This is a genomic window from Shewanella sp. 553 (assembly GCF_059338375.1).
The window spans coordinates 1,580,243-1,599,828 of sequence record NZ_CM181701.1; the positions used below are offsets into that span (position 1 = coordinate 1,580,243).

The 19,586-nt window shown below is 48.3% G+C and carries 13 protein-coding genes; 9 read left to right on the plus strand and 4 right to left on the minus strand.

Annotated features, from left to right (window positions below):
• Positions 1-175: 175 nt before the first annotated feature.
• The 3 genes from AC5YBZ_RS07240 to AC5YBZ_RS07250 all read right to left on the minus strand — a co-directional run bounded on the left by AC5YBZ_RS07240 (position 176) and on the right by AC5YBZ_RS07250 (position 5,345).
• Positions 176-1,198, minus strand: a complete 1,023-nt coding sequence (locus AC5YBZ_RS07240; RefSeq protein ID WP_494519398.1) for a peptidoglycan binding protein CsiV — start codon at positions 1,196-1,198, stop codon at positions 176-178.
• Entirely contained in the window at positions 1,191-4,673 is a 3,483-nt protein-coding gene (gene mfd / locus AC5YBZ_RS07245) for a transcription-repair coupling factor (RefSeq protein WP_494519397.1), read from the minus strand. Before mfd ends, AC5YBZ_RS07240 begins: the two co-directional genes overlap by 8 nt.
• Before the next feature lie 78 nt (positions 4,674-4,751).
• Positions 4,752-5,345: a hypothetical protein gene (locus tag AC5YBZ_RS07250; RefSeq protein WP_494519396.1), complete on the minus strand. Its 594-nt coding sequence runs from the start codon at positions 5,343-5,345 to the stop codon at positions 4,752-4,754.
• 95 nt (positions 5,346-5,440) lie between these two features.
• Here AC5YBZ_RS07250 and AC5YBZ_RS07255 point away from each other — a divergent pair, with 95 nt between their 5' ends.
• The 3 genes from AC5YBZ_RS07255 to lolE are packed head-to-tail and all read left to right on the plus strand — an operon-like array spanning position 5,441 to position 8,653.
• Complete coding sequence (locus AC5YBZ_RS07255) at positions 5,441-6,673, plus strand: lipoprotein-releasing ABC transporter permease subunit (RefSeq protein WP_494519395.1); 1,233 nt, start codon at positions 5,441-5,443, stop codon at positions 6,671-6,673.
• Between the two features lie 4 nt (positions 6,674-6,677).
• Positions 6,678-7,400 carry a lipoprotein-releasing ABC transporter ATP-binding protein LolD gene (lolD, locus tag AC5YBZ_RS07260; RefSeq protein ID WP_494519394.1) on the plus strand — a complete coding sequence of 241 codons (723 nt, stop codon included), beginning with the start codon at positions 6,678-6,680 and terminating at the stop codon, positions 7,398-7,400.
• Positions 7,397-8,653: a lipoprotein-releasing ABC transporter permease subunit LolE gene (lolE, locus tag AC5YBZ_RS07265; RefSeq protein ID WP_494519393.1), complete on the plus strand. Its 1,257-nt coding sequence runs from the start codon at positions 7,397-7,399 to the stop codon at positions 8,651-8,653. The genes lolD and lolE overlap by 4 nt, the downstream gene beginning before the upstream one ends.
• Positions 8,654-8,761: 108 nt before the next feature.
• Here the strand turns inward: lolE and AC5YBZ_RS07270 are convergent, their stop codons facing one another.
• Positions 8,762-9,274 (minus strand): DUF2062 domain-containing protein, encoded by a 513-nt coding sequence (locus AC5YBZ_RS07270; protein WP_494519392.1) that lies wholly within the window; start codon positions 9,272-9,274, stop codon positions 8,762-8,764.
• Positions 9,275-9,305: 31 nt separating this feature from the next.
• Between AC5YBZ_RS07270 and AC5YBZ_RS07275 the strand changes: the two genes are divergently transcribed.
• From AC5YBZ_RS07275 to AC5YBZ_RS07300, 6 genes are all read left to right on the plus strand, one after another.
• Positions 9,306-11,915: a DNA internalization-related competence protein ComEC/Rec2 gene (locus AC5YBZ_RS07275; RefSeq protein WP_494543621.1), complete on the plus strand. Its 2,610-nt coding sequence runs from the start codon at positions 9,306-9,308 to the stop codon at positions 11,913-11,915.
• A 35-nt stretch (positions 11,916-11,950) separates the two neighbouring features.
• Positions 11,951-13,765, plus strand: coding sequence for a lipid A export permease/ATP-binding protein MsbA (gene msbA, locus AC5YBZ_RS07280; RefSeq protein WP_494519390.1), 1,815 nt, complete (start codon positions 11,951-11,953; stop codon positions 13,763-13,765).
• 4 nt (positions 13,766-13,769) lie between these two features.
• Positions 13,770-14,807, plus strand: coding sequence for a tetraacyldisaccharide 4'-kinase (lpxK, locus tag AC5YBZ_RS07285; RefSeq protein ID WP_494519389.1), 1,038 nt, complete (start codon positions 13,770-13,772; stop codon positions 14,805-14,807).
• Positions 14,797-14,976, plus strand: coding sequence for a Trm112 family protein (locus tag AC5YBZ_RS07290; protein WP_494519388.1), 180 nt, complete (start codon positions 14,797-14,799; stop codon positions 14,974-14,976). Before lpxK ends, AC5YBZ_RS07290 begins: the two co-directional genes overlap by 11 nt.
• A gap of 155 nt (positions 14,977-15,131) precedes the next feature.
• Positions 15,132-15,848, plus strand: a complete 717-nt coding sequence (locus tag AC5YBZ_RS07295; protein WP_494543622.1) for a phosphotransferase — start codon at positions 15,132-15,134, stop codon at positions 15,846-15,848.
• 621 nt (positions 15,849-16,469) lie between these two features.
• Positions 16,470-19,544 (plus strand): NEW3 domain-containing protein, encoded by a 3,075-nt coding sequence (locus AC5YBZ_RS07300; protein WP_494543623.1) that lies wholly within the window; start codon positions 16,470-16,472, stop codon positions 19,542-19,544.
• Positions 19,545-19,586: the final 42 nt, after the last annotated feature.

Sequence of the window (19,586 nt, forward strand, 5' to 3'; positions counted from 1 at the left end):
AATTGTTTGATGGCTACGCATTCGGTCTGATAAAAGAGGGAGTTGCGGCAGTGAAAACCTTTTTTGTATGAATATGGCCGAAGGTGATACCCATTGCATTGCTATCATGATGTAACAGTTTGCTGCAAGAGTGTAGATAACGCTAACTACTAGCGTTATCTATCAAAGTCTTACTTTAATACGATAAAGTCTGATGAACACTGTTACTTGCTTGTTCTAGGGTATCTTTTGCTGGCATTGGCGAGGTGGTATCGAGCATTACCCCCAGCTGTTTTAAGGTATCAGCGCTGATCTCGCTCGGGTGAGTCATTTTTCTGATTTGTAAAATAATGCCCATATTGGGGTGATCAAAGTAATGAATTTCATCACTTTTAACACGTCTATTTTGCGCCATCCAGATCTTAAATAGATAGGGGACCTTGGTACCAGCGTTATTGGCGAGCAGGCCGTCAGCGGTTTGTGCTGGCAATACTTTGGTGCCTTCTTCGCGAAGCGTTAGCGCGGTTTCAACATATAGGTAATGGTTAAGATAGATATTGATCTTTCCATCGAGTTGCCACAATGGCGCAGGAGTGGTGGTTGGATTGAGGCCAAGATCGAAATTAAATTCAGGGATCTCACTTGGTGCCATCTGCTGGGATATCGACATGCCATCGGGATAATAACGGCCTGAAAAGTCTTCACCAGCAAACAAACGAACAGGGGTAGCTAAATGGCGCGGCAGCATCGACTGTTGCCAGGTCATGTGCAGTAAACCGCGATGGCCTGACTCTCGATTGAGCTTCTTGATGATGTCGCCAAATTGCGCCTGAGATTCAGCCAGTAATACCGTTGACTGGCCCACTTTGGCATACTGAGGTGTGCTGGCGGCGACCGTCATCGGGATGCGACTGGGATGACTGACTTGGCTCGATTTCAGTTGCTGATCACATCTATTGGCATCGTCGATCCACTCTTGGGCGCTGCAGCCTTCAAGCCCAAGGCTCGCACCGGTAATATTGGTACTAAACAGTGGCGTTATCATGTCTATAGGCGCGCGTTTATTGATATTGGCCGGGTTTTTAACCATCTCTTCAAATGGCGTGCCTTGGCGCTCAAATAGGTAAATCTCTACTTCAAACCAGCGCTCATCGGCGGCCAATACTGAACTGGAAAGGGTGAGCAGTGTGGTGACCAATAATAGACTTTGTTTAAGCACGTGGTTCTCCAAGGCGGTGTTGCATCAGTTGCGAGATCAGCAATGACAGTAAGGCTAATCGCTCTTTATCGGTTTCTGTTGGCATGATGAATTTTAACTTACTTGGTCCATCCATACGATAATTTTGTGGTTGGCTCTGCAGCAGGCCGATGATAAAGCCCGGGTCAACAATATGATCGTCTCTAAATTCAAGGCTGCCGCCTTTGGCGTGCATCTCGATTTTTGCGATACCAAGGGTCGTGGCTTGATGTTTATAAAGGGTCAGCTCGAGTAAGTTTTTGGCGGGTTGTGGCAGCAGACCAAAGCGGTCGATCAGTTCCACTTTTAACTCATCGAGGGCGTTTTCATTACTGCAGTTGGCAATGCGCTTATACAGCGATAAGCGAATATTGACATCATGCACATAATCTTCAGGCAGCAGGGCTGGTATGCGTAGGTCGACCTCACACTGGCCTCTAAGCATCTGCTCTAGTGACGGCTCTTTGCCCTCTTTAAGCGACTTGACGGCATCTTCTAACATTTCCATGTAGAGGGTAAAGCCAATTTTAGATATGTGGCCGCTCTGTTCATCGCCCAGTAGTTCTCCTGCGCCGCGGATCTCTAAGTCTTGGGTGGCGAGCATAAAGCCTGCGCCGAGATCTTCCAGTGCGCCAATGGCTTCAAGCCGTTTTCTGGCATCTTTGGTCATGCGTTTGGGGTGCGGTGTCATCAAATAAGCATAGGCTTGATGGTGCGAACGTCCCACACGGCCCCGCAGTTGATGCAACTGTGCCAAGCCAAAATGATCGGCGCGCTCAATCACAATGGTGTTCGCGCTGGGCACATCGATACCGGTTTCGATAATCGTGGTGCACACTAGCACGTTGTATTTTTGGTGATAAAAGTCAGACATGACTTTTTCGAGTTCACGCTCGCGCATCTGACCATGGGCGGTGATCACCCGAGCTTCTGGCAACAGGAGTTCTAATTCTCGCGCGCGCTTTTCAATCGTTTCGACATTGTTATGCAGAAAATAGACCTGACCCCCACGCAAGATCTCACGCAGTAGCGCTTCGCGCACAGTTGCTTCATCGTATTCACGCACAAAGGTTTTTACTGCTAAGCGCTTAGCTGGCGGGGTGGCGATAATCGACAGATCTCGCATGCCCGACATGGCCATATTCAGGGTGCGGGGGATGGGCGTAGCGGTTAGGGTAAGAATATCGATATTGGCCCTAAGGGCTTTGATTTTTTCTTTTTGTCTTACACCAAAACGGTGCTCTTCATCGATGATGAGCAGGCCTAAATTGTCAAATTTAGCATCGGTTTGCAGCAACTTATGGGTGCCAATGACGATATCCACTTGGCCATTGCTCAGTTGCTCGAGAATGGCCTGTTGCTCTTTGACCGTTTTAAAGCGCGATAGCACTTCAATTTTAATCGGCCAATCGGCAAACCTGTCTTTAAAGTTTTCGTAATGTTGCTGGGCAAGCAGGGTGGTGGGTACCAGTATGGCAACCTGCTTGTTGTCATTCACGGCGACAAAGGCGGCGCGCATGGCGACTTCGGTTTTACCAAAGCCAACATCACCACACACCAAGCGGTCCATAGAGATAGGCGAGCACATATCGTTGAGTACCGCTTCGATAGCCGTTTCTTGGTCGACGGTCTCCTCAAACGGAAAACTGCCAGCAAACTGTGCATACTCTTCTTTGTCGAGTTTACAGGCGGTGCCGGGCCTAGCTTGGCGTCTGGCGTAAACATCTAATAGCTCGGCGGCCACATCGCGGATTTTTTCGATAGCCTTGCGTTTTGCCTTGGTCCAGCTTTCGTTACCTAGCTTATTAAGGTGAGCCTCATCATCGGGGCCGACGCTGTAGCGGCTAATCAGATTGAGTGACGCCACAGGCACATAAAGTTTATCGCCACCCGCGTACTCGAGTTTTAGGTACTCTGCAACTAAGCCGCCGGTGTCTAAGGTTTCGAGGCCTTGATACAAGGCCACACCATGATCTAAGTGCACTATGGGTTGGCCAACTTTGAGTTCGGCTAAATCTTTAATCAGTGCATCGCTGCTAATTTGGCGCTGTTTATCGCGGCGGCGTTGCTGTGAAATCCGTTGGCCAAACAGCTCAGTTTCGCATACCAATGCCCAGCGTTTATCTTTTTTGTCGCTAATAATCGCGCCCTGAGACAAGGGTGAGACAATCAAGCCAAAGGCAACAGGTTGGTTGACATATTCATAAAAATGCTCAAACAGCGTGGGCTTGATGTTTATTTTGGCCAGCAGTTCTAGTAAGGCTTCTCGGCGTCCTTCAGATTCAGCACAAAACAGTATCGGCATGCCCGATTGCACATATTGCTGCAGCGCCAATAGTGGTTGCTTTAATTTATGGTTGGAGGCGATATCGGGTAAGGCTTCAACCTTGGCAGCAATACTGGTGCCTTGATAATCAGTGCCTTTACATAAAATGCGGGGCAGACGTTTGAAGGCTTCAAAAACTTGCTCTGTTAACAGGTATAAGTCTTTAGGCGGCAGTAGTGGCCTTAAAGGATCGACACGGCGATTTTCATAGCGCTGGCTGACCTCATTTAAATGGGTCTTGGCGGCGGTATCTAAGTCACCAATGCCCACTAATTGGGTATGCTCTGGCAGATAATCAAACAGTGTGGCCGTTTCATCGAAAAATAGCGGTAAATAGCTTTCAATGCCTGCGGGCATCACTTTTCGGCTGACCATTTGGTAAACCGATTCGGGCTCTTTAACCACAACCTCAAATTGACGGCGATAGCGCTGACGAAACCCTTCGATAGCGGCATCATCGGTGGGAAACTCTTTGGCTGGCAATAGTCGAATGGCGTCAATTTCACCGCTGGAGCGTTGGGTCTCTGGGTCAAATTGGCGAATAGACTCTACTTCGTCGTCAAACAGTTCGATACGGTAAGGGTGGTTCGATCCCATAGGGAAGATATCGATAATAGAGCCGCGCACTGCAAATTCGCCGTGTTCGTAGACCTGTTCGACCAGTTGATAGCCAGTGTTTACCAACTGTTGACGCACCTGTTGCAGCTGATACGTATCGCCTTTATTGAGCAATAGCACGTTACCGGTTAAAAACGACTGCGGCGGTAATCGCACCATCAGGGTGCTAATGGGCACAATCACCACACTCTTCTTCGCGCTGGGTATACGTGACAGCGTTTCTAGGCGTTGGGAAACCAAATCTTGATGGGGTGAAAAGCTGTCGTAAGGCAAGGTTTCGCGGTCGGGAAACAGCAACACAGGTATCGATTTCGCGCCCAGTAAATAGTGAAGCTCAGTGTCGAGTTGCAAGGCGCTGGGCGTATCGTGAGTGACCACTAAGGTTAAGCCATCATGGGCATCACAAATATTGGCTAGTGTGATGGCCTGAGCGGCGCCATGCAAGTGGCTCAGTGTTTGCGGCGTTTTAACCCCTTTGACTTTCGGGGGTGTTAAGACTGAAAAAGCATTCATTGGGATGAGACTAGTGGCCAAAAATCGACAAAGATGCCCGACATTGTAGAGGCTTAGTCTCGCTAGTGCCAGTGAAAACTAGGGGGCGGTTTGATTGTCTTTTTTCCGTTGTTGTAACTGTTTTTGTTGCACATTAAGGCTGGCTTTGACCAATTGTTCAATATCTTCATCGAGGATTTGGCTAAAGCTTAAGTCACAGAGAAAGCCGTTATCTTGGTCATCATTGCCGGCAATGGGGGCGCAAGCGGTGCATTGCGCCATGCACAACATCGAAATCAATGCCTCTTTTATGTGTAGCGTGACCCTATATTGACGCCCCACAAGTAAAGGCTGATCACTGATGACCCGAATGCCACTGCCGCCAAAACACTCTCCAAGGCATTTATCACCTTCATAGATTTGTTGTTCAAGCACATGTTGCAATACTAAATCGATTTTACGCGATTGCAGTTTTAAGTATTCGACTACGGTACGGGCGTCGTCATCGAGATTTCTCAGCTGTAATAAACAGCCCGCTTCCATGGTTTTTACTTCGCTGATAAGTTGCAGCCCTAGGGGCAACATCGCTTTGAGTTGGCTCTCTGAGGGAAGAGGCTGATCCTCTGGCCACGCCGACAGGTATACTGAAAACCTGTGCTTGACGCTAAAAAAGGAGTTTGAGTCGGTGTTCACAGGATTGCCTCTTGTTTTTATAGTGCTATTACCCCTATTATCGTGCGCATCTCAATGATTTATCAAGGCTCCTGAGCAAAGAGACCCAGCGAAACATGAATTTAGCGTTATCTTGGACCATAGGTTACCGATATTGGCGTGCACGCAAAGCCAACTCCTTCGCCTCTTTTATTACCCTTTTTGCCGTGTCAGGCATTGTACTTGGTGTGGCAGCGCTGATCATTGTCAGCTCTGTGATGAATGGCCTCGAAGGTCAATTAAAACAGCGTATTTTAGGCGCAGTGCCGCAGTTAACCGTGTATAGCGAACATGATATAGCGCAGTGGCAACAGACTGCGGCTAAGCTAATGCAACTTGATGATGTGGTCGCGGTGAGCCCCAGTATCTCGACTCAGGCGATGTTGCAGTCGCCGAGCAACATCAGCGCGGTGCAAATCTATGGCATCTACCCCGAAATAGAACAACAAAATGTGGCCCTGATGAATCCCCGTTTTCATCGCTCATTAGCGGTATTAACGCCGGGCGATTACCAAATTGTGCTGGGCGCCGAATTGGCTCGCCGTTTAAGCGTTTCTCCAGGTGATAAAGTCAGGGTGCTCAGTGGCGATGGCGTGGTTTATTCCCCCTTAGGACCAGTGCCAAGCCAGCGTAATTTTTATGTGGCGGGCGTGTTTGAGATGGGCTCGCAAGTCGATGCTAATTTGGCCTATGTACACCATGACGATGCCCAGCGCTTGATGCGTCAACAAGCTGGTGAGATCAAACAGTTAAGGTTATATCTGCGTGACCCATTTAACGCTTCGACTCTTCAACCACAAGTGGTGGCGGCTTTTGCCGAGGATGGCGTTAGCGTCACCACCTCTGATTGGCGCGATAATTATGGCCATCTGTTTTCGGCGGTGAAGATGGAAAAAAATATGATGTCGTTAATGCTTAGCCTTATCATCGCGGTCGCGGCGTTTAATATTGTGTCGGCTTTAGTGATGATGGTGGTTGATAAAACCACCGATGTAGCCGTGCTAAAAACCCAAGGGTTACCCACCGCCAGTGTGATGGGCATTTTTATGATCCAAGGCTCGCTCAATGCGATATTAGGCTTAGTGGGCGGGGTATTATTGGGGGTACTTATCACCCTTAACCTTAATAGCATTATGTCGAGTTTAGGCATCTCCATCTTAGGAGCAGGTCAGTCGTTGCCAGTGCAGTTAGCCCTATCGCAGCTGAGTGCGATTGTGATTGGCACCTTGTTAATCACCTTTTTAGCCACGGTTTATCCAGCATTACGCGCGGCCAATGTTCAACCCGCCAGCGCATTAAGGTATGAATAGTAATATGACACAACAGCAAGACAAGAACTTATTGTTACAAGTTAACCATGTCAGTAAAGGCTACCATGAAGGCAGCATCGACACCCAAGTGCTGCAAGGTGTTAATCTCGATGTGTATCGCGGTGAGCAGCTCGCCATTGTGGGCACATCGGGCTCGGGCAAGAGCACCTTGCTGCATATCATGGGCACGTTAGATCAACCCAGTAGCGGTACAGTGACCCTGCTTGGTGAAGATTTATATCAGCTTTCGGCGGCGCGCCAGGCTAAGGTGCGTAATCAAGATTTAGGTTTTATCTATCAGTTTCATCACCTGCTGCCTGAGTTTACCGCGTTAGAGAATGTGGCGATGCCCGGGCTGATTCAGGGACGCCCCCGTCAAGAGGTCGAGCAGCAAGCTAAGGCATTACTGGAACGAGTCGGCTTAAGTCATCGATTGCAGCACACTCCCAGCGAAATGTCAGGTGGTGAGCGGCAACGCACCGCCATTGCTCGCGCCTTGATTAATCAACCCAAATTAGTATTAGCCGATGAGCCCACGGGTAACCTAGATGCGGCCAGCGGTGAGGCTGTCTACCAACTTATACGCGAGCTGGGTAGCCAGTTTGGTACCGCATTTGTGGTGGTGACTCACGATCCTAAACTGGCTGAGCGCATGGACAGGCAACTGCAAATGCAAGATGGTTTACTTTATGAGCAAAATCAGCCGCTAAGTGTGGAGAAATCATGAGTCAGATGCTCTCCTTGTGGGTTGGTTGGCGGTTTTACCGTGCGCGTCAATCGAATCGGTTTATCAGTTTTATCTCTTTTGCCTCAACAGCCGGCATCGCCTTAGGGGTGGCGGTATTGATCACTGTGTTGTCGGCAATGAATGGCTTTGAGCGTGAATTAGAACAACGTTTGCTGGGCGTCGTGCCCCATGGGGAATTGACCGGGGTCAATGAACCTATTCGTGATTGGCCACAAATCGCCCAAGATGCGCAGCAGATCGCCGGGATAGTTGCCACTGCGCCTTTTGTACGTTTACAAGGCTTAATTCAAAAGCCGGGCGGATTCCAGGGTCTCACCGTGATCGGTATTGAGCCAAGCCTTGAGTCGAAGGTGTCTAATATTGCCCACTATATGAGCCGACAAAGTTGGCAGTCACTGCAGCAAACGGGTAATAATATTGTGCTGGGCCGTGGGCTTGCCGACAGTTTATCGCTGCAAGTAGGTGATAGTTTAAGCCTTTACACCCCAAATTTGAGTGCGAAACCAAATGAGACTAAACGCATCAGTGCGGCCAAAAGCCATCGATTTGTGGTGTCGGGCATTTTTGAAATTGGCGGCGAATTAGATCTAACTACCGCCTATATACCGCTGCAATATGGTGCGACCATTTTAGGGCTTGCTGACGGGGTGAGTGGCGTGCGCATTAAAGTGGATGACGTATTTGCCGCGCCAAGTTTGATCCGCAGCCTTGGTTACAGCCAGCAGCAATATATGTACCTTTCCGACTGGACCCGAACCCAAGGGCATCTTTATCAAGATATTCAGTTGGTTAGAGCTATAATGTATTTAGTGCTTGCCTTAGTGATCGCGGTGGCCTGTTTTAATATCGTCTCGACCTTGGTGATGGCGGTGCGCGATAAACAGTCTGAAATTGCCATTTTGCTGACCATGGGAATGGCTAAAGCCACGGTAATGGGGATATTTATTGTGCAAGGGGCGTTAAATGGCATGCTTGGCTGCCTCATTGGCGGGGTGTTAGGCGTCACTATTGCACTGAATTTAAGCGCGATAGCCAGCAGCATTGAGCAGCTCTTAGGCATACAACTGCTGTCAGCCGATATCTATTTTATTGATTTTTTACCCTCGCAGCTGTATTGGCCTGACGTGGCGATGGTGATCGCTTTAGCCTTGGTAATGAGCCTTATTTCGACCCTCTATCCGGCGTGGAAAGCCAGCCGCATCCACCCAGCGCAGGCTCTTGCTGGGCGTTGAGTTTAAGGTCAACATGTAAAGATAAAACTAAAGGCATTGGTGCAATTAAGTACCAATGCCTTATTTTTTGCTGGTGCTTGGTATGCTGCGGTTTATCATGCTTATCGCTCAATACTGTCGTTTCTTTCGCTTCCATTTGAATAAAATCGAGTATTTCCACAAGTTGTGAACCACAAAGTACCCTAAGGTGGCAAAAATGATCGCAAATGCCAGGCATCCCACTAGAAAGGGCGGGCCTATGGTTGAAAGTGACGCTTCAATCCATTGCCAGTTGGCTTGAAAGGCAAACTCTTGCGGTGGATGATTGAGTAATGTAGTACCAAAGAGGTAAGCGGCATAAAACATAAAGGGCATGGTAATGGGGTTGGTGACCCAGACTAAGGCCACGGCGACGGGCAGGTTACAATTGAATATGATGGCTAACGCTGCCGCTAATACCATTTGAAAGGGCATAGGAACCCATGCGACAAACAGACCTACGGCAAATGCCATTGGGGCCGAGCGCCGATTAAGCGCCCATAAGTTGGGTTTATGCAACAACTTCCCAAACATCTGCAAGTGTTTATGATTTCGCAGTGTTTCTGGTTTTGGCATAAATCTTTCGATGATTTTTTTTGGCATAGCTTAGGTTTGCAGTCTTAAATGATTCAATATGAATCCATTTATGTTCGGTTACTGTGCCACAGTTATCACGGCACTTCTCTGGCCCTCTCTACTGACAACAACCCAAGCTTGGTGCTGTGTAGCGGCCGCTATTATTATCATTCGCTGGTCAAAACTCTTGGCAGGCGGTGTGTTTGCACTCGCTTGGGTAAGTTTGTTTAGTCATCAGTTATTAGCGTTTGAAACGAGTAATGATGATGCCACGATCTCAGTGAGGGCGGAAATCATATCACTAGTTCAGCGAAACAGCGACCAGATAAGTGTCGATATTCGCGTGTTAGACGATAATTCTTATCTCTTTTTTAATAAATTTATGCGTTTAGAGTGGCAAGTCTCCGACCCTGTAAGCTTGGGCGAGGAGTGGTTGCTCACCCTCAAGCCTAAGTCGATATCTAGCCCACTGAATCAAGGGGGCTTTAATCGCCAGCGTTATTATCTTGGTCATCATATTATAGGTAAAGGTAGGGTGGTTGCTGCGCAGCAATTACACAGTGCCAGCGGTTTTCGCTTTAAGCTTATAGAGCGTCTGCGTCAGCAGGTGAGCCATCTAGCCAATGGTGACTTGATGTTAGCCTTGATGCTTGGGGATAAACAACAGGTAAGTGAAGCGCACTGGCAAGGGTTGCGTCAAAGCGGTACCGGGCATCTTATCTCAATTTCGGGCTTGCATCTGTCGGTGCTGGCACTGTGGTGTGTGGGGCTCGCGCGTTATGCGCTCAATCGCTGGCGCCTTGCGCCCTCAATGACCAATCGGTATCTAGCAGGCATCATCGCTTTGATAATTAGCAGCTTTTATGCCTATTTAGCGGGGTTTTCTCTGCCGACTCAGCGCGCCTTAACCATGCTGTTGTTAGTGATAGCGCTAGGTATGCTGCGCCGTTTTTCAGCCCCATTCGAGCGTTTGTTGTGGGCGTTATTTATTGTGTTAGTACTCGATCCTTTAAGCATTATGAGCGCCGGATTTTGGCTCTCTTTTGGTGCGCTGGCGATTATTTTGTGGTTTGCCCATCAGCAAAAGTTTGTCAGCATTGATGCCCATCAGCCGGATAAGTGGCGAGGTTATGGGCTAGGGCTTTGGCAAAAACTGACTCAACTCTGGTCAATTCAGTGGCGCTTAAGTTTGTTACTGGGCTTACTGCAAGGCTTGCTGTTTGGCGGTATTGCACCCTATTCACTGCTATTTAATTTAGTGTTTGTGCCTTGGTTTAGCCTGCTGGTGATCCCCTTAACCTTTGTTGTGATGCTGATGTGGCTATTGGCTGACCCTATGCTAAACAGCTTGAGTAGTCAGAGCATGGCGCCACTGCTAAGTTTGTTAGATAGTGTCATTACGCCGCTCACGGCGAGTTTCTCTCTGTTAGACTCACTGCCATTAAGCTGGGTAGCTTTGCCAGCCGATGCTGCAATGGCACTGATATTTTCCTTATTGGGTCTGTTTTTGCTGCGGCTGTTATACGCAAGCATCACCCCCGCGTTAAGAATGTATTCTTGTGCAAATGACCGCTTAAAGCATGCTAGCTCCGATGATCCCTCTATGGATAATTTATGCGCTAAGGCCGCTCATGCCAGCGTCGCCAAGTTCTCGGCAAGCGCTGTGTTTGTGGTGGTTATCTTATTATTACCCGGTCTACTGTTGCTGCTCACTCCTTGGTTGACTCAATATGACAAACGTTGGGCGCTGCATTTACTCGATGTTGGCCAAGGCCTGAGCGCGGTGGTAATTAAACAAGGCCGTGCCGTGGTGTATGACACTGGCGCCGCCTTTGGCAGCCAATTTAGTTACGCTAAATACACTGTTATTCCTTTTCTGCAGCGGCAGGGGATTACGGAGGTGGATTACTTATTTTTGAGCCATGGTGATAACGATCATGCGGGTGGCGCCGATGTGCTGTTACGCATGTATCCGCACACTCAGCTGGTAACAGATCTTGATCATCAGGGGGCAATTGCTTGTCGGCCCCAAAGCTGGCATTGGCAAGGGTTAGTTATCGCGCTGCTTGGGCCATCGCACCCTCAGCAAGGCAACAATGGTTCCTGTATCGTGCGCATCGGTGACGATACACATCAAGTGTTACTGCCTGGCGATATTGAGGCTGAAGCCGAGCTGCAATTAGTTGCACGCGCCAAGAGACAGGGCTTGTTTATGACGGATATGAGCCAAGGCACGGCACCGCGTGGCTATGGTGTGAGTGATGACGTTACTAATAGTTTTAAAAATGGGGTTAATAACGGCAACGGCTATGATGATGCATCTAAGGACCAAGCGAGCGGCAGTTTTTATGAAGGGCTACGCAGCAGTATCTTAGTCGCCCCTCATCATGGCAGTAACACCTCGTCAAGCGAGGCGTTTATCCAAGCCGTCTCACCCACTGTTGTGCTGTATGCGGCTGGCTTAAATAATCGTTATGGATTTCCTAAAACAAAAGTGATTGAGCGCTATCAATTGGCGCTGGTCGAGCAATACAGTGTGGGCAATAACGGTCAGCTTAGCGTGATTTTTAACCAAGATGATATGAAAATCAAAGGCTACCGGTATGATTTTGCACCGTTTTGGTATAATCGGACGTTTGAATTTGGTCAGATGCTCAATACAGAGTAGAATGTGTTTCTTTGCACCAACATATAGAATCGTGAATGACAAACTCTTCTAAAAGTGAAGTGAGCACTGTTTTTTTCAGGTTGCTGACTTATCTTGTGCCCCTTAAAGGGGTGCTATTTTTGTCTATCGTTGGCCTAGTGTTATACGGCCTTGTAGACGCAACGTTTATCTATTCGATCACCCCGTTTATTGATCAGGGTTTTGCCAGCAATGTGCCAAGCACACCGAGCATAGTCAACGGTGTCGATATGGGCTTAAGTGGCGGTTTCAACTCCGATAATGATGTGCTAAAAATTGCCCCCTTTGTGGTGGTTGGCTTATTTACCCTGCGGGGCTTGGCGAACTTCTTATCCACTTATGGTATCTCTTACATCAGTGCGCGCATGATCATGGATATGCGCCAGCAAGTGTTTGAACATTACCTTAAGCTGCCAGTGAGCTATATCGATTCTGAAAGTAGTGGCAATCTGATCTCCAGGGTCACCTATGATACCGAGCAGATCGCCAGAGCCTCAGGTAGTGCGCTGATCACCATAGTACGTGACGGTATTACCGTTATCGGTATGCTCGGGGTGATGTTTTATAACTCATGGAAGTTATCCCTGTGTATTTTGGTTGTTGGTCCGCTGATTGGCATAGTGATCACCGTTGTCAGCCGCAAGTTCCGTAAGGTGTCTAAACAGATCCAAACAGCCATGGGCGGCGTCACCTCGGTGACCGAGCAGATGATCAAAGGTCATAAAAACGTGCTGGTTTTCGGTGGGCAAAAAACCGAGTCAGCACGTTTTGCTCAAGTCAATAATGAAAACCGCTCACGCACCATGAAGCTGGCCTTAGCGCAAGCGATTAGCCAACCCTTGGTGATGGTGATAGGTTCCTTCGCCTTGGCATTTGTACTTTATGCGTCAAGCCTTGACAGCATGAAGGCCGACCTTACCGCGGGTACGTTTGCCACCATATTGGCCGCCATGATGGCGATGCTACAACCGATTAAGAGCTTAACCCGCGTGAATGCAGAGTTTCAGCGTGGTATTGCCGCGTGTAGCACCATTTTTGAAATTTTAGATACGCCAGCAGAAGTCGACACCGGTACCTATGAAACCGACCGCGTGGAAGGCCGTTTGCGCTTTGATAACGTCTGTTTTCGTTATAATAACCAAGAAAATTTGGCGCTTAATCAAGTGGACTTTAGTGTTAATCCGGGTGAAACCTTGGCCTTGGTTGGCCGTTCGGGATCGGGTAAATCCACTATTGCCAGTTTGATCACCCGTTTCTATTCTGATTTAGAGTCGGGCGATATCACTCTGGATGATATTAGCTTACGAGACTACAAATTGGCGTCACTGCGCAACCAAGTGGCGGTTGTGTCACAGCAAGTGACCTTGATCAACGACACCATTGCAGCCAATATCGCCTATGCCTATCCGGGTGAAGTGACCGAAGAGAAAATCATCGAAGCGGCTAAGCTGGCCAATGCGTATGAGTTTATCGCCGATATGCCTGAGGGTATTTACACCCAAGTGGGTGAAAATGGGGTGATGTTATCGGGTGGCCAACGTCAACGTATCGCCATTGCCCGAGCCATATTACGTGATGCGCCGTTATTGATCTTAGATGAAGCGACCTCGGCGTTAGATACCGAATCGGAAAAAGCGATTCAGGGCGGCTTAGATAATCTAAGGCAAAACCGCACCTCGATTGTGATTGCCCATCGATTATCGACGATTGAGAATGCCGACCAAATCTTAGTGATAGACCAAGGCCGCGTGGTCGAGCGCGGCTCACATGCAGAGCTGCTGGAAAAACAAGGCATCTATTACAACTTGTACCAAATGCAATTTAGTAGCTAAGTCGATGCAAGGTTTTGTTAATCGTCTCTGGTACGCTAAGGCAAGTGTGGGTTATCGACTGCTAGCCTTAGCCTTGCTGCCACTTTGTGGGTTGTTTTATTTGGTGACGGCCACTCGGCGGCTTTTGTTTCGAGTCGGCATAAAGTCAGCGACTCAGATGCCAGTGCCGGTTATCGTGGTGGGCAATATCACCGTTGGCGGCAGTGGCAAAACGCCCACCGTTATCTATTTAATTGAGCTGTTACGTCGCCATGGCTACCGCCCTGGCGTGGTGAGTCGTGGTTATGGCGTGGCTTTTAGCGGCGTGAAGTCGGTATTACCGGGTATGCCTGCCCGAGAAGTTGGTGATGAACCCGCGATGATAGTGGCGCGAACCCAAGTGCCTATGGTCATTGGAGCCAAGCGAGTTGATGCCTGTCATGCTCTGCTGCAAGCACATGATGTTGATATCATCATCTCCGATGATGGCCTGCAGCACTATGCGCTAGCCCGAGACATTGAACTGCTGATCCTCGATGGCGAGCGCCGTTTCGGTAATGGTTATCTGTTACCTGCAGGCCCGCTGCGAGAAGGGCGCTGGCGTCAGCAAGCGGTTGACTTTACTTTAGTGAATGGTGATGAGTGCCAAGAGGGTGAATGGTTAATGCAACTGCATGCCGCTCAGTGGCAACCGGTTAAGCCCCCACAGGACGACAGCCTATCGACAGCGGCATTTAGTGCTGAACCACAGGCGGTCGCTATAGCTGGCATTGGTAACCCTCAGCGGTTTTTTAATACCTTAAACCAGCTGGGGATCACGACGCAAAAGCAACATGCATTTGATGATCACCACCCGTTGACCTTAGCCGATATCGATGCCATTGCCTGTGGCGCACAGGTCTTGATGACAGAGAAAGATGCGGTTAAATGTCGCGAATTTGCAAAGCAAAACTGGTGGTATCTACCGGTAGATGCCAAGATAGCCCCACAGTTTGAACAGCAGTTGATAGCTCAGTTACAACAGCGTAAATCAGTACAACAAGGAAATTCAAATGGCGTTTGATAAGAAACTTTTAGAGATAGTTGCCTGCCCAATTTGTAAAGGCAAACTTGAATATGATAAAGCTAAACAGCAGCTTATCTGTAAGGCTGATCGTCTTGCTTATGCAATCGATGATGGGATCCCGGTATTATTAGCCAATAAAGCCGAGCCGTGGACCGACGAGGCTTAATCTGCCTGAGCGCGCTTATACAGGCGCGCTTGTTTTACTACTCATCTGTTATTTTGCTCCCATTGCCTATAGTTACAGCAGCTAAACGGCGATAAATTGATTTTATCTCATCGACTGCCCATAATCCCCCCCTCAGCCTAACCGGAGTTCAACGTGTGACTAAACCTGCTATACAAGCTGTTATCGATAAAGTGTTAGCCGACAATAAGGGTAAGCGGGTGGTCAGTTTTGACTTTGAAGGTCAAACCTACTGGTTGAAGCAAGCCGAGCACTTAACTGGCGCCATGCGATGGTTAAAGTCCCAGCCGCTACAATCGTTGCAACTTGAAATTAGCACACTGCGAAGCTTAGCCGCGAAAGGCGCACCTGTGCCAGAATTGGTGAGTTTTGGCGATGATTACCTAGTGGTCGCCGATGCCGGTATGCCTGTCAACGGTCTGTTGGCCGATAGTGATGATCCACAACAAAAATTACAGATTTTAAAAGACAGTGCTAGAGGCTTAGCCCAATTGCATCAAGCCGGTTTTGCCCATGGGCGCCCAGCCCTGCGTGATATCTGCTGGCAAGAAGGTGATATCACCTTTATCGATTTTGAAGCCAATCAGCAAGGCAAAAATATGGCGCGTCAGCAGGTACGTGATCTACTGGTGTATATCCATAGTCTGTATCGTTATTTAGGCGCCGAGCATCAGCTGATTAACCCTGCATTAGCTCATTACCGTCAATGTGGCGGCGAAACGTGCTGGCGTTATGCGCAGCAACGTCTGTCGCCTTGGCAATGGCTAGGGCAATTGTTATGGCCATTTCGCTACAAAGGTGGCAAAGATCTTAAGCCTATGTATTGGGTGCTCAAGGCTTTTCGTAGCCATTAAGATAACATTACTCCTCTTATTCACCTTGGCATGATATGGCCCGTTTTGGGTCAACATCTTAGGTGACATTGCCAGACAAGCCGATGCATGTATCTTGGTTCTCCTTAAAGACCTAGGGTATTTGTTGACGAAAGTGCCCTATGATATGGCGTATCAATTTTCGTCAAATATAGTCGCTTCTTTATTGCGTATCACTAGGGCGATACTAGAACAATTAATTAGCTCAATATTCGTTGCGCTTAAAAATCGCGTTTGAATGTTGCGCCTTGATGGTTAGTTGTTATGTGGCTTTGTGGTATGTTTCGATTTTGTTTATTGTTGAATTGCCTATCTTAATGCGGGCTCAATGCTAACCACTATTTAATTTTGTTGCTTTCGCCTTGATTACGATACGAATTCATCAAAAGTGGACGTTATCGTTTAAAAAAACACCTCTACATTGATTGAAATATCGCCAACTCCTTTGTTAGTATGCCCGCTGTTTTGCTCTCAACACCAGTAAATCTCTAGGGTTGTCCCTATGATGGTGTTAGCTAGCGATATCTCACCGTTTAAGTTAATCAGGTTCGCCTTATTTTAGGTGAAGGCTTGGTTTTGTGTTGTTTTTTAGAGGGTACTTAATTGAAAACCACTGTTATGACCATGAAGAGTGCGCTCAACCGCGTGTCACTTCGCCGAACGCCAGTATTTATCCTGTCTCTGCTCATCGTTACGTTTCAACTGGTCGCCAATATGGCTCTAGCACAACCTGGTGATCATGATAGTGATGCTCCGGCTCATGCCATACACAGTTCCCAACATTCACCGTATCGGTGGCAAGTAGAACAACAAACCCTTAAATTATCTCATTTGATGGCTCAATATCATCGAAGCCAACAAGCAGATCAGGCTCAGTCAGAGCGGGTAAGCTTAGTTAAATCTATTAAGGTGCTTGCCGAGCAGCGCCAACTTGCACAGCAGGCATTGCTTGACCGAGATCCTGCTGCTGCGGTGCGTAGTATCGTTCCCATGAATAAGCGTGCCGGAATACCAGACGACATTCTGAATATGTTAGCCCAAAAACGGCAGTTCAAAGGACAGCTGTTTATCACTTATGAAGATTATGACGATGCCAGCTTACATCGAATCCATTATCAGCTCATTACACCGAGCGGTCGCATTCGTTTGCTGCTACCAGAGAGCAAGGATGTCGCACAGTTGCAATCGGGTATGCAAGTTAACGTTAATGGTTGGTTGTTCAGTGGCACGCCCGAACAAGAGACGCTCGATACCCTAGTCTTGGATGATGATCAAGCGAACCTTGTGGTGTTAGCGGCAAGCAGTAACGTGAGCAATACTGAGCGGCTTATGGCGGAAACCAGCACTTTAGCCAATACGCTTGGCGAGCAGAAAGTGCTGGTGTTGATGTTGAATTTTCAAGATAACCCCAGCCTGCAACCTTGGACGCAAGAAGAGGTTGAGCAGATGGTTTTTGGCCGGGTCAATGACTTTTACCAAGAAGCCTCTTATGGTCAGACCTGGCTTAGTGGCGATGTCAGAGGATATTTCACTTTACCAATAGACACCAATTGTGACTATTTTGGTATGGACCGTTATGCGCAACAATTGGCCATAGATGCTGGTATTGATTTGAACCAATATCAACGTTTGGTCTATCTGCTGCCTCAAAACAGCAGTTGTGGCTGGCGTGGCCAAGGCACGCTTGGCGGAAATCCGTCGCGAGCTTGGATTAATGGTGAATTGAATCTGCTCACCATCGGCCATGAGCTAGGGCATAATTTGGGCTTAAAGCATGCTAAGGAGCTCAGTTGTGGCGATGGTTATCTGAGCGATGCGTGCATTGCCATCACCTATGGTGACACGCTGGATATCATGGGCAAATCTGAGGGACACTTTAACCTATTTAACAAAGAACGTTTAGGCTGGTTAACGCCAGAGCAAGGCGAGCTTATCAGCGCAGAAAGTGATGGTAATTATCTGTTAGCTCCTTATGAAAGCCCCCTCGACGGTCAAGCGAAAGGACTTAAAGTCCGCCGTGGCGGCGATGCGCAAACCGGCGACCCCTTATGGTATTACTTAGAATATCGCCAAGGTATAGGTTTTGATAGTTTCCTTGCTGGCAAAGCCGTGACTCAAGGTGTGCTACTGCATTTAAATCAAAGCGATGAAGATATTGAAAGTAGCTTGTTGCTGGATATGACACCTAAGAGTGGATTACGGGATCTCGATGATGCCGCCTTAATCGCGGGGCAAAGTTATACCGATGCTGCCGCTGGAGTGACGATCACCACGGAGTGGGCCGACGAAAGTGGTGTATCAGTTAACGTGAGTTACGCTGGCGAAAGTTGTATTCAAGCGGCTCCGAGCCTCAGCATCGCCCCTAATGAAAGCCCATGGGTTGAGGCGGGCAGTAAGGTCGATTATCGGGTGAGTGTTACCAATAATGATAGCGCCGGCTGTACCGATGCTAGCTTTGCGATCACCATTGATGCCCCCAGCGGTTGGTTATCACAAGATCAAAACCTGCATCTCGCGCCAGGTGAAAGCGCTACAACCTCTGTCAGCGTGACTTCTTCGACCTCTGCCAGTGAAGGATTTTATGATATTGCTATTAGCGCAACGAATGTCGCCAATAACCAATATCAGCAGGTATCAACAGTCAGTTATGTGGTTGAAGCTCCAGTATTGGCCTGTGTATCAGTCGCGCCAAGCTTTATGTTGACGCTCGATAGCAATGAACCACTAGCCGCCGGCACTCCAGTTACGTATCGTGGCACGCTTATCAATCGCGATAGTGATGCGTGTAGCGTGAGTGATTACGAGATAGCGGCCAATGTCCCAACGGGGTGGACCGCCAATCATCAGAGGATCAGTTTGTCACCCGGTGAGCAGCGCGATGTCAGTATCGATGTCACATCACTGCCTGAGGCGAGTGCCGGTATTTATGATTTTGACATTAGCGCCCAGCATGTAAGTGAGCCGCTTTATCGTGTCACAGACACCGCGACCTATACGGTAGCCTCGCCAGTGGCGGTATGTGAGCGTGCAGCCCCTATACTGATGCTCAACAGTGTTAATGACACTGAGGTAGTTGCAGGTGCACAGTTAAGCTATGGCATTAGCGTGACCAATAAAGATAGCGAAGCTTGTGATAGCAGTACCTTTGAGCTGTCTGCACAATTGCCGCTAGGGTGGCACAGTAGTCAAAACTCATTGCTTTTAGCTCCAGGACAAACGAGTCAAACGAATATTGTCGTGAGTTCAGATCTTAATGCAGAACCCGGTGCTTATGAGGTGTTACTGACCGCGACTCACAGCCAAGATAGTCGCTACTTTGCCAGCGATAGCGCCCTGTATACGGTAAAGACCGTGGTTAATACGGCGCCAATAGCGGTCGATGATAATGTCAGCATGACATCCAAAAGTCCGGTACTTATCGATGTGTTGGCCAATGATAGTGATGCAGAAAATGAGCTGGTATTAGTATCGGTCACCCAAGGGGCTAAGGGGAGGGTTGAAATGACATCCGCTGGCCAAGTACGCTATGTACCGGCAAAGAGTTTTAAGAGTAGCGATAGCTTTAGCTATACCATTAGTGATGGTAAAACCACGGCAACGGCCAGAGTGATACTTTCGTTAAGTAGTTCGGGTGGTAATGGCGGTAATGGTGGGAATAAGGGACAAGGCAATAAGTAGAGATGCCCTGATAGCGGAAGTAGCACGAGGCAAGGCCTCGGC